The sequence below is a fragment of the Paenibacillus mesotrionivorans genome (genome assembly GCF_046098205.1).
Classification (GTDB): domain Bacteria; phylum Bacillota; class Bacilli; order Paenibacillales; family NBRC-103111; genus Paenibacillus_AR; species Paenibacillus_AR mesotrionivorans.
Genome location: NZ_JBJURJ010000027.1, coordinates 71,255 through 81,593, shown reverse-complemented (window position 1 = coordinate 81,593; position 10,339 = coordinate 71,255). Strand labels below are relative to the sequence as shown.

The window sequence follows — 10,339 nt, the reverse complement described above, 5'->3', positions numbered from 1 at the left end:
CCAACCCAACCCAACCCAACCCAACCCAACCCAACCCAACCCAACCCAACCCAACCCAACCCAACCCAACCCAACCCTCAATTCCAGCCTTTACTCCACCACAAAGCTTTGCAGCGAGCTGAACAGCTCCTTGGACAAAGCGTGAATATCCTCTGCTTGTCCCGCCACATGGCGGATAGCCGCATCCTGCTGCAGAGAGGTAGAGTTCACCTCCTGCACACCCGCCGCCGTTTCCTGGGCCACCGCGGCCACCTGCTGGAAGTTCTCCACCAGTTCCCGGCATTTCACCCGGATGGTGTCCACCTTGCCATTCACCTGGCCAATCCGGGAGGAAACCTCCGCCGTAGAGCCGGCAATGGCTTCAAATGAGCCGAGGCAGTTGACCACCTGGCTGTTCTGCTTCAAAATCATCTGCTGGCTGTTGGCAAGCTTCTCGCCCAGCGCCGCAATTTCCCCGCTAAGCCCGCTGATAATCCGCTCGATATTCTTCGATTGTTCACCTGTATGTAAGGACAATACCCGGACCTCCTCGGCAATGACCGAAAATCCCTTGCCGTAGCTTCCTGCCCGTGCCGCTTCAATGGCCGCATTCAACGATAAGATATTGGTTTGCGAGGCAATCTCCCCGATGGTGCCGACGATGGCTCCGATCTTCGAGGAATGCTCCGAGAGCCCTGCCATGGATTGCTGCACCTGAAGGAGCAGCTCCTCGGTTTGTATGGACGCCTTCTGCAGCGCTTCTACGGAGGATTGCCCGTCCTTGGTGTTCTGCTCGGAGGTTTTGCCGCTTTGGCTCATCAGCCGGGCATATTCCCAGATGTCGCCGATTTCCCGTTCCAGCTGGTCGAGGATTCCCGCGCTGTTTTCCGCCTGCTGGGCTTGCTGCCCCGCACCCTTGGCGATCTCCTGGATAGCCGTTAGGATATGGGCATTAGCCGCGGCGGTATCCTGGGAGTAACGCTGGAACTGTCCGGAATGCTCGTCTAAGGAAGTAGCGGCGGCTTTGGTCTCCAGTACCATATCCCGCACCTTGTCCACCATCGTATCGAAGGCGCGGCTCAGCTGGCCCAGCTCATCCCGGGAGGAGGAGTTGATCTTGTGGGACAGATTTCCTTCCGCAATAACGGAAACCGCATTCTGCAGCCTTCGTATGCTCCGCCCAAAGTAGAGAATGATAATAACGGCAACGGCTGCCCCCAGAATAATCGCCAGGAGAGAGTAAAGCCACATGGACGCGGCGCTTTGGTCCAGCGTTTCCCGGGAGATTTCCATAGCCGACTCGGCATCCTGACTGAAGGCCGTATAGAACTGGTCGGTGAGCGTAAATATTTTGTCCCGCTGCTTCTGGGTTTCTTCATAGAGATATTGGGTGTTCATCTGCTTCTCTACATCTTTCAGGTTTGGATCGGAAATGATGGTGACTGCCTGGTCGAACATATTGAGATAATCCGTGGTGGCCATCACCAGCTGGCTTCTCCATTTCAGCTGCTCCTCGGTGGAGGCGGTGTCTCCCAGCTGCTTGGACTGCTCCAGAAACACAGGACGTGCTTCCTTGTATTTGTCGATAAAGGCTTGCGTGCGGGAGATCATCAGTCCGGAAGCAATATCCTTGATGTCCTGGGCCGCACCCTTCAGCTCAAGAGCCTGCATCTGCAAGCGAACCTTGCTGTCCTGGGTCTCCATGTTGGTCCGGATCCGTCCGATTTGCCCGCTATTGAAAACCGCCGCCACTACGAATACGGCAATAATGGCAGCGAAGCCGATCCCCAAGCGCAGCTTCAGGGTCAGCTTCAATCCGGGGAATCTCCCCGCCAAGCGGGGGCTGTGACGAAAAAGCATATGTATGCACCCTCCAACGATCGAATGAATTACGCTTCAACTATATAGGCGATTTATAATCGCAGCGTCACGGAAATGTAAGGGAATTGTAAAGTCATAAAGTTGTCGAAACCTTGGGAAAACGTCCCTATTCATGTTATCGCATGTTTAAAATCTTTTACACTCCGTTTACGAATCTAGGGTTTAAGCTTAACAAAACGCTGTTACCATGGGTTACAGAAAGATAACACTAAGGAGGACAAAGAGAACATGTCTAAGAAATGGTTGGTACTGATTCTTTCTGCAATGATGATGGTGGGGGTTTTGGCAGGATGCGGAGACAAAAAAGAAGATACTTCCGCCAGCAGCCCGGCAGCAAGCACAGCGGCATCGGCGGGCACTGCAGCATCTCCCGCAGCATCCAAGGCACCGACAGTGGAAGGCACCGTTACAGCTTCCGGCTCCAGCGCATTGCTTCCTCTGGTAAAGGCTGCTGCTGAAGACTTTATGGCCAAGAATTCCAAGGCTACCATTAACGTAACCGGCGGCGGTTCCGGCACAGGCTTGAAAAACGTAGCAGACGGCACCTCCAACATCGGTAACTCCGACGTGGCAGCCGGCGACGAATATAAGGACAAGGGTCTGGTTGACCACATTGTAGCTGTAGCGCCTTTCGCTATTATCGTAAACAATGATGTAACGGTAGATAACCTGACTAAGCAACAAGCTGCCGATATTTTCTCCGGCAAAATCACCAACTGGAAGGATGTTGGCGGCAAGGACCAAAAGATCACCGTGATCCACCGTCCTGACTCCTCCGGCTCCCGTAAGCTGGTTCAACAAATCGTACTGGGCACTGCCCAATTCACTAAGGACGGCATCACTCAAGCTGAGTCCGGGGCCATGAAGACTTCCGTAGCCTCCACCACCGGTTCCATCGGCTATATCGATACTCCTTACATTGACAACACCCTGAAGGCTGTTAAGTTCGATGGCGTATCTTACTCCGCGGACACCATTAAGGGCGGAACCTACCCGCTGTTCGGCATTGAGCATATGTACACCAAGGGTGAGCCTACTGGCGCAACCAAGGCGTTCCTGGACTACATCCTGGGCGACGAGTACCAAAAACCCGCTTCCGGCAAAACCAAGTCCAAGATTGAAGAACTGGGCTTCCTGCCTGCTAGCCTTGCACCCAAGAAATAATGAAGGAACAAGTTTCAATCCAGATACGCCTAGATAAAGATGATAAAAGCTCTGCCGCAAGGCGGGGCTTTTATTGCGGATGAGAGTGGCACCGGAATGGGAATACAACATTGGACGGCGGACGAAAATAGTCGAAAGCCGTCTTTTGTTGTGTCTTCCGGTACGCCAAAAATGTTTACACCACGTTTACAATTCATTAATGATTCCATAACAGTGGTGAATTAGAATGAAGCAAGTAGAGAGAGGCGTTATGAAGGAGGTTTTTAATTTGTCAATCGCGGCGGAGGAAGTTCCTGCTACGAATGAGAGAAAGTCCGGTCCCGTGTCACGCTGGACCAGAATGCGGCTTGGGGAAGACGCAGCCATGAGATGGGTGTTTATCCTAAGCGCAACAATCGTGTCCGTTATTATTTTTACATTGATTTTTTTCGTGGGTTATCAAGGGACACAGACCTTCCGGGAGGTGTCGCTCAGCTCCTTTTTCTTCTCTCTGGACTGGACACCCAGCGAAGGCCGGTTCGGAGCCTTCCCATTCTTCTTCAGTACCATGGTGCTGACCCTGCTGTCGGTGCTGCTGTCCTTGCCCATTGCCTTGGGCGGCGCCGTATTCATGGCCAAAGTCGCACCTCAGTGGATGCGGGAAATTCTGCGTCCGGTAACGGATTTGTTCGTGGGGATTCCCTCCGTTGTGTACGGCTTTATCGGCATGACCGTCATTGTGCCGTTTCTGCATAAGCTTTTCCCCAGTACCGTCGGTTATGGCATTCTGCCTGCTGCGATCATCCTGGCCGTTATGATTATGCCTACGATCCTGTCCATTTCCGAGGACGCCATCCGTTCCTTGCCTGTCCGCCTGGAGGAGGCTTCCCTGGCTCTTGGCGCAACACGCTGGCAGACCATCTGGAAGGTGCTGCTGCCCGCTTCCCGGCCTGGGGTCATCACGGCCATCATTCTGGGAATGGGCCGGGCCATCGGGGAAACCATGGCTGTATTCATGGTCATCGGCAATTCCCCGCAGATGCCGAAGTCCCTCCTGGACTCCACTACGGTTCTGACCACGGCTATCGTGAAGGACATGCCCTCCACCTTTTACGGGACGGCCTGGAACAACGCGCTGTATCTAATGGCCCTTATGCTGCTATTAATCTCCCTTGCGCTGATCATCGGCATCCGCGTCCTGGCCAAAAGGAGTGAAGTCAAATGATAACGACCCCATCCAAAGTGGCGCAACGAAACAAAATGTTCGACAAAGCGGCTACCGTCCTTCTTTGGGGAATCGGCTTCCTGATTATTGTGATTCTCGGCTGGTTCCTGTATAAAATTCTCGGTCCGGGTCTGAAGCATCTGACCCCCAGCTTTATCTTCGGAAAGCCTAGTGAGGTGCGGGCAGGCGGGGGTGTAGGCCCTATGCTGTTCAACTCCTTCTATATTCTGTTCCTGTCCATGGCAGTGTCGCTGCCTATCGGCTTCGGAGCAGGGATTTACCTGGCCATCTACGCCAAGAAAAACCGTTTTACGAACCTGATCCGGATTTCGGTGGAGGCCCTGTCCTCCGTTCCGTCCATTGTATTCGGCCTGTTCGGTTACCTGGTTTTCGTAAACTGGATGGGGATGAAATTCTCCATCATTGCCGGCGCCTTGAGCTTGGCTCTCTTGAATCTGCCGGTTCTGGTCCGTAACACGGAGGAAGCTCTGCGGGCGGTGCCCGATTCCTATTGGGAGGCTTCACTTGCCTTAGGCTCTACCCGCTGGCAGGCGATCCGCAAGGTCATGCTGCCCGCAGCGCTGCCTACGCTCATCACCGGCATCACGCTGGTTTCAGGCCGGGCACTGGGGGAGTCCGCCATTCTGATCTATACCTCGGGCGTATCCGTATCCCGGCACTTCCCCGACTTCGATTTGACAGCTATGGGCGAAACCCTCTCGGTCCATCTGTGGTATGTGCAGGCTTCGTCCCTGGTACCCGACGCCAAACAAATCGCCCAGGGCAGCGGCGCCCTGCTGGTCCTGGTGGTCCTGCTCTTCAACCTGCTGATCGCCGTTCCCAGCCGGATTCTGTCCAAAAAATTCAACGGAGGGAAGTAACCGTCCATGGAGCCTAAAATATCGGTACGCAACCTGAATCTGTTTTACGGTGATAATCACGCCCTTCATGATATCAACCTGGATATCAAGAAAAACACCATCCACGCCCTGATCGGCCCGTCCGGCTGCGGCAAATCCACCTTCCTCCGCACCTTGAACCGGATGAATGACCTGATCGACAATGTCCGGATAACCGGAGATGTGAATGTAGAGGGTGTGAACATCAACAGCACCGGCACCGATGTGGTGAGCCTTCGCAAGAAGGTCGGTATGGTGTTCCAACGGCCTAATCCGTTCCCCATGAGCATCTACGATAACATTGCTTATGGTCCGCGGGTTCACGGCATTAAGAAGAAGAGCATTCTGGATGGTATTGTGGAAAAAAGCCTCAAGCAGGCGGCATTATGGGACGAAGTGCATGACCGGTTGGGCAAGTCCGCATTGGGGCTGTCCGGCGGACAGCAGCAGCGGCTGTGCATCGCGAGACTGCTGGCGGTAGAGCCTGATGTGCTCCTGATGGATGAACCCACCTCAGCGCTGGACCCCATCTCCACCCTGAAGGTGGAGGAGTTGTCCCAATCCCTGAAGGAATGGTATACCATCATCATCGTTACTCATAATATGCAGCAGGCAGCACGGATTTCGGACTTCACTTCGTTTTTCCTGAACGGCTATATGGTGGAAACGGACAATACAGATACCATTTTCACGACGCCCCGGGATCAACGCACAGAGGATTATATTACAGGCCGTTTCGGCTAATAAATCAGATCATAAGAGGGGTGTACCCAGGGTGGATACCAGAACGAATTATCATCAGTCCTTGAAAGCGATGCAAGATCTCCTGATGCATATGGGAACAACAGTAGAGAAGCAAATTTACAGAGCAGTGGATTCCTTGAAGAATTTGGATGGCGCCCTGGCCCAAAGCATCATCGATGAGGATGATGCCCTGGATCAAATGATGCTGGATATTGAAGACCGCTGCCTGCGTTTGGTTGCCCTGCAGCAGCCTATGGCCGGTGACCTGCGGATCATCACCATGGCCGGGAAGCTTGCGGTGGATTTGGAGCGGATCGCCGACCATGCGGTGGATATCGCCAAGATTACCCGGCGTCTGACTGGGGAAGAGCTGATCAAGCCCATTGTGGATTTGCCCCGGATGGCGGACCTGTGCATCAAGATGCTGCAGGAGAGCCTGCTGGCTTACACCGAAGGCAATGTCAACCGCGCGGCATATATGGCCGAGCTGGATGACGAGGTGGACAGAATCTACAGCACGGTGCTGAACGAAGTGATGCCCATGATGAGCAATGATACCGTCCGCAATAAGCAGCTGATGCAGCTGATGATGGCTGCACATTATCTGGAGCGGGTGGCGGATCATGCCACCAATATTGCCGAGGGTGTCATCTTTATGGTGACCGGCAAGCGCAAGGATTTGAATAAGTAGCAATAGCCAGATTTTACATGAAATTGACCTTTTCCTAATCTATCCGACATCTTTCGATGTTACGATGGTGCGGAAAAGGTTTTTTACATAATCGGGGGAAAGCGGCATGATGGAGCTGAAGAAGCTTAGAGAATGGTCAGGGGAAATATTCAAGCCGGACAGTAAAAAGCCGGCAGGTCTGATCTATGTGGATGTAGTGGAGCATGCGGGGCTTGTCCGGATCCTCGGCCCAGAAACATGCGGACGGATGATTAAGGAAGCGGGGGACGTCCTCCGGGGACTGCAGGGGGAATGGCCGGAGATCCGCCAGTTCCGCCGGATGGGCGATGACTGGCTGGTTTATGCCGAGCTGGATGAGCAAGAGCCTGCCTCCGCTGGATACAGGCTGAAGCGGCTGGCTGAGAACGTCAATGCACGGCTGACGGTTATGTTCAACGGCAATCGGAATGAACGGGGGTATCCCTTATATACAGGCTGCTCCCTAATCGCTCCGGGTGAGCTTGAGACGGGAGAGGCGCGGCTGATATCGGCTTTGAAACGGGCGATGCGGAATATGCATACGCCTTTTCCCGCGCCTTTTGACCAGGAGAAGGATGAGGCCTTCCGCAGTATTCTGGCTGCACGCAGCATCCGTTCCGTCTACCAGCCGATTGTGTCGCTGCAGGATGCCGCCGTATTGGGTTATGAGGCTTTAACCCGCGGACCGGAGGAGAGCATCTTCTACTCCCCGTTGGAGCTGTTCGGCTTCGCCGAAGCCAGCGGCGAGCTGTACGCTCTGGACCGGCTGGCCCGGGAAAAAGCCATTGAGGGCTGCGCCGGGCTGGGCAAGGACCAGCGGGTATTCATCAACATCCCCGCCCAGGTGATCCATGACCCGCAATTTGCCCCGGGGGCTACGCTGGAGATTCTCCGCCGCTGCGGCATCCAGCCCCGCAATGTGGTGCTGGAGCTGACAGAGCGCAGCTCGATTGAGGATTTCGACACGGCGAAGCTGCTCTTGGAGCATTACCGCAATCAAGGCTATCAGATTGCCATCGACGACGCAGGGGCAGGTTATTCCTCCCTGCAGGCCATTGCGGAGCTGAAGCCGGATTTTATTAAGGTGGACCGGTCGCTGATTGAGAATATCCACCTGGACAAAATGAAGGAAACCTTATTGGAGATCTTCGTTTCCTTCGCCCGGAAGATGAGCATTCGGATTATTGCAGAGGGGATCGAGTGTTGGGAGGAGCTGCAGAAGCTGCGCCAGCTGGGTGTCCATTACGGGCAAGGTTATCTATTGGGATACCCGCGCCCGGGACAGGCGGAGCTGCCGGAGGAGATCGTCTCCAAGGTGAAGCGGATCAGCTATCTCCAGGGTCAGGACCGGGTCATGCAGATCGGAGCATTGGCTTCGCCGGCAAGCAGCTACGAAAGCGGTACGCCTATTTCCGTCATCGCGGATTATTTCAACCACAACGAGCATGTGCAGGGAACCGTCATTTTGGATAAGGGAAGGCCGGTAGGGCTTGTCATGCGGGAGCGGCTTTTCCAGCAGCTGGCCGGCAGGTACGGGGTCTCTCTATACTGGAGCAGGCCCATCAGCCAGCTGATGGACCGTGCTGCATTGATTGTGGACGAGATGCTGCCGGTGGAGTCCGCTTCCCAGATGGCCATGGCCCGGGAGATGAAGCGCCTGTATGACCTGGTGATTATTACTACAGGGGAGAAGCTCCTGGGGGTGGCGTCCATCCGCTCTATTCTGGAGAGCATTACCAACGAGCGGATGGAGAATGCACGGGTGGCCAACCCGTTGACCGGCCTTCCCGGCAATACCCAGATCAGCCGCGAGCTGAACCGGCGGATTCTGGACAGCTCGAAGTTCGTTGTGGTTTATGCGGATTTGGATCATTTCAAGTGGTACAATGACCGGTTCGGCTTTCAAAAAGGGGACGAGATGATCCAGCTGACGGCGGATGTGCTGCAGCAATCCGTTTCCGCATGCGGGCATCCCAGGGATTTCGTCGGACATATCGGCGGGGACGATTTTATCGTTCTGTCGCAAACCCGGGCACCGGAGCAGCTGTGTGAGGAGATTATCCGCCGCTTCAAGCTGGGAGTGGAGCTGCTGATGGAGGATGTGGGGATATGGGGGACGGTCACGGACCGGAACAACCGCCCTGTGGAGGGAGGGGGCTTGCATCTGTCCCTGTCCTTGTTAATTTGTGAGTTTCGGGAACGGATCACTCTGGACCAAATTTCGGAGACGGCTGCCGCCTTGAAGAAAAAGGCCAAGTCCGCTGCAGGAAGCCTCTACGTAAAGGCCTATCTGTAGCCGGCTTTATTCCGTTACAGCTCGAACAACGCCAGGAGTTCTTCCATATTTTCCACGACGTCAATTCTTGTATTGCCTACCTTGCGGCGGAAATGCTTCTGCTTGCGTCCGGAGCGGAACCAGACGGCATTCATGTGGACATGCACCGCACCCAGCACATCCTTGGTCCAGGAATTGCCGACCATCACCGCCTGATTGGGACGGACGCCCATCCGCTCCAGCGCGTGACGGAAGATGAGGGGATCGGGCTTGCGGCTGCCCAAGGCGCCGGAGAAAAACATATTCTCCTCCCGGATGGGAGGGAGCTGGCCGGCCGCCCGGAGACGTGCGGTCTGTTTGGTCTGGATGCCGTTGGAGATGACACCCAGCCGGTACTTCTGGGACAGGGCGGACAAAGCCTTGTCCGTACCGGGGAACAATACCGGAGACCGCTCCTGGGCTTCCGCCACCTTGCCGAAAAACCCCTCCAGCGCCGTGTCTCCGAGGCTAAGTCCGTGTTTTTTGAGGGTCGCAGCCAAAGCTGCCGGATTGCGCTTCACCTGCTCGCTCCAGAAATCCCGCCGGCCGCCGGGAGGACGCAGCGCTTTTTGCTCCGCCTGAAAGCTGGTCCAGATGTCCTGCCAATCCGCCGTATCCTCCCCACGGGACAGTCTTCCCGAAAAATCCTCCCATACGCTCCGGAACGCCTGCTTGAAGGAATTGGCCGGGTCCAGCAGCGTTTCGTTCACATCAAAGAAAACCACCTTGATCCGCTCCGGCGTGAAGGAAGCTTTATGCATCTTCGTCTCACCGCCTTTCTATAACCAGCATATGCGCTGCCGGCCTGTATTATTTGAAGGGATGCGGATTTTGGGAAAACAAAAGACCGTTGCGGCTGCAGCGGTCTTGTCAGCGGGAGAGGTCTGTTATCTGTTCCTGATCTCTTGTGGGAGCGGGGGCGGTTTGAAGGAGCTCCAGGTCGGGGATATGCAGGGCGCCGGCAATCCGCTCGCCTTCCATCACCAGCACCGGGTCCCGGCGTTGGACTTGGTGGCGGCGTTCCGCCTGCTGCAGCACCTCTTCGGGATCGGCATGAAGCTCGGCTACCAGGGAAGGGGCGGACATCATGCTGTGGACGGGCTGGCGGAGCAGATAGGCCATATTGCGGCTGGCGGTCAGCAGGTGAAAAAAGCGGTTGTACACAATCACTCCGGCCGGGCGTCCTACCCGGTCCACAACGGCCAAGCAGCCGGCGTCGGGGTAGCGGAACATCAGCGCTTCGGCTTGGGCACAGGGTTCGGAAAACCCGATTTGGGGAATGGGGCGGAGAATGCCGTTTAGATTGGCTGAGATTGGCATGGGGGTTCATCTCCTTTGGATAGGGGTGATGCAGATGTGCAGTGCTGCCTTTATTGTAGCTTCTGTCCGTTAAGTGATAAGCCGGATATGGTCAAGGCGGTGTAAAGTTTGGGGACTGTTCCCAA

The 10,339-nt window shown here is 55.3% G+C and carries 9 protein-coding genes; 6 read left to right on the top strand and 3 right to left on the bottom strand.

Annotated features, from left to right (window positions below; translation table 11 throughout):
* Positions 1 to 90: 90 nt before the first annotated feature.
* Entirely contained in the window at positions 91 to 1,794 is a 1,704-nt protein-coding gene (locus ACI1P1_RS28500; protein ID WP_416219974.1) for a methyl-accepting chemotaxis protein, read from the bottom strand.
* Between the two features lie 294 nt (positions 1,795 to 2,088).
* Between ACI1P1_RS28500 and ACI1P1_RS28495 the strand changes: the two genes are divergently transcribed.
* The 6 genes from ACI1P1_RS28495 (at position 2,089) to ACI1P1_RS28470 (ending at position 8,876) form a co-directional block, all read left to right on the top strand.
* Complete coding sequence (locus ACI1P1_RS28495; protein WP_416219973.1) at positions 2,089 to 3,024, top strand: phosphate ABC transporter substrate-binding protein; 936 nt, start codon at positions 2,089 to 2,091, stop codon at positions 3,022 to 3,024.
* A 268-nt stretch (positions 3,025 to 3,292) separates the two neighbouring features.
* Positions 3,293 to 4,228, top strand: coding sequence for a phosphate ABC transporter permease subunit PstC (pstC, locus tag ACI1P1_RS28490; RefSeq protein ID WP_416219971.1), 936 nt, complete (start codon positions 3,293 to 3,295; stop codon positions 4,226 to 4,228).
* A 35-nt stretch (positions 4,229 to 4,263) separates the two neighbouring features.
* Positions 4,264 to 5,109 (top strand): phosphate ABC transporter permease PstA, encoded by an 846-nt coding sequence (gene pstA, locus ACI1P1_RS28485; protein WP_416219976.1) that lies wholly within the window; start codon positions 4,264 to 4,266, stop codon positions 5,107 to 5,109.
* A gap of 6 nt (positions 5,110 to 5,115) precedes the next feature.
* Positions 5,116 to 5,871, top strand: a complete 756-nt coding sequence (gene pstB / locus ACI1P1_RS28480; protein ID WP_416219970.1) for a phosphate ABC transporter ATP-binding protein PstB — start codon at positions 5,116 to 5,118, stop codon at positions 5,869 to 5,871.
* A 31-nt stretch (positions 5,872 to 5,902) separates the two neighbouring features.
* Positions 5,903 to 6,562, top strand: coding sequence for a phosphate signaling complex protein PhoU (gene phoU, locus ACI1P1_RS28475; protein WP_416219969.1), 660 nt, complete (start codon positions 5,903 to 5,905; stop codon positions 6,560 to 6,562).
* Between the two features lie 106 nt (positions 6,563 to 6,668).
* Entirely contained in the window at positions 6,669 to 8,876 is a 2,208-nt protein-coding gene (locus ACI1P1_RS28470) for a GGDEF domain-containing protein (protein WP_416219968.1), read from the top strand.
* Between the two features lie 14 nt (positions 8,877 to 8,890).
* On the opposite strand, the gene ACI1P1_RS28465 is transcribed toward ACI1P1_RS28470, so the two are convergent.
* Both ACI1P1_RS28465 and ACI1P1_RS28460 read right to left on the bottom strand, forming a co-directional pair.
* Positions 8,891 to 9,655 (bottom strand): HAD family hydrolase, encoded by a 765-nt coding sequence (locus ACI1P1_RS28465; protein ID WP_416219966.1) that lies wholly within the window; start codon positions 9,653 to 9,655, stop codon positions 8,891 to 8,893.
* Positions 9,656 to 9,764: 109 nt separating this feature from the next.
* Positions 9,765 to 10,214: a CBS domain-containing protein gene (locus ACI1P1_RS28460; protein ID WP_416219965.1), complete on the bottom strand. Its 450-nt coding sequence runs from the start codon at positions 10,212 to 10,214 to the stop codon at positions 9,765 to 9,767.
* Positions 10,215 to 10,339: the final 125 nt, after the last annotated feature.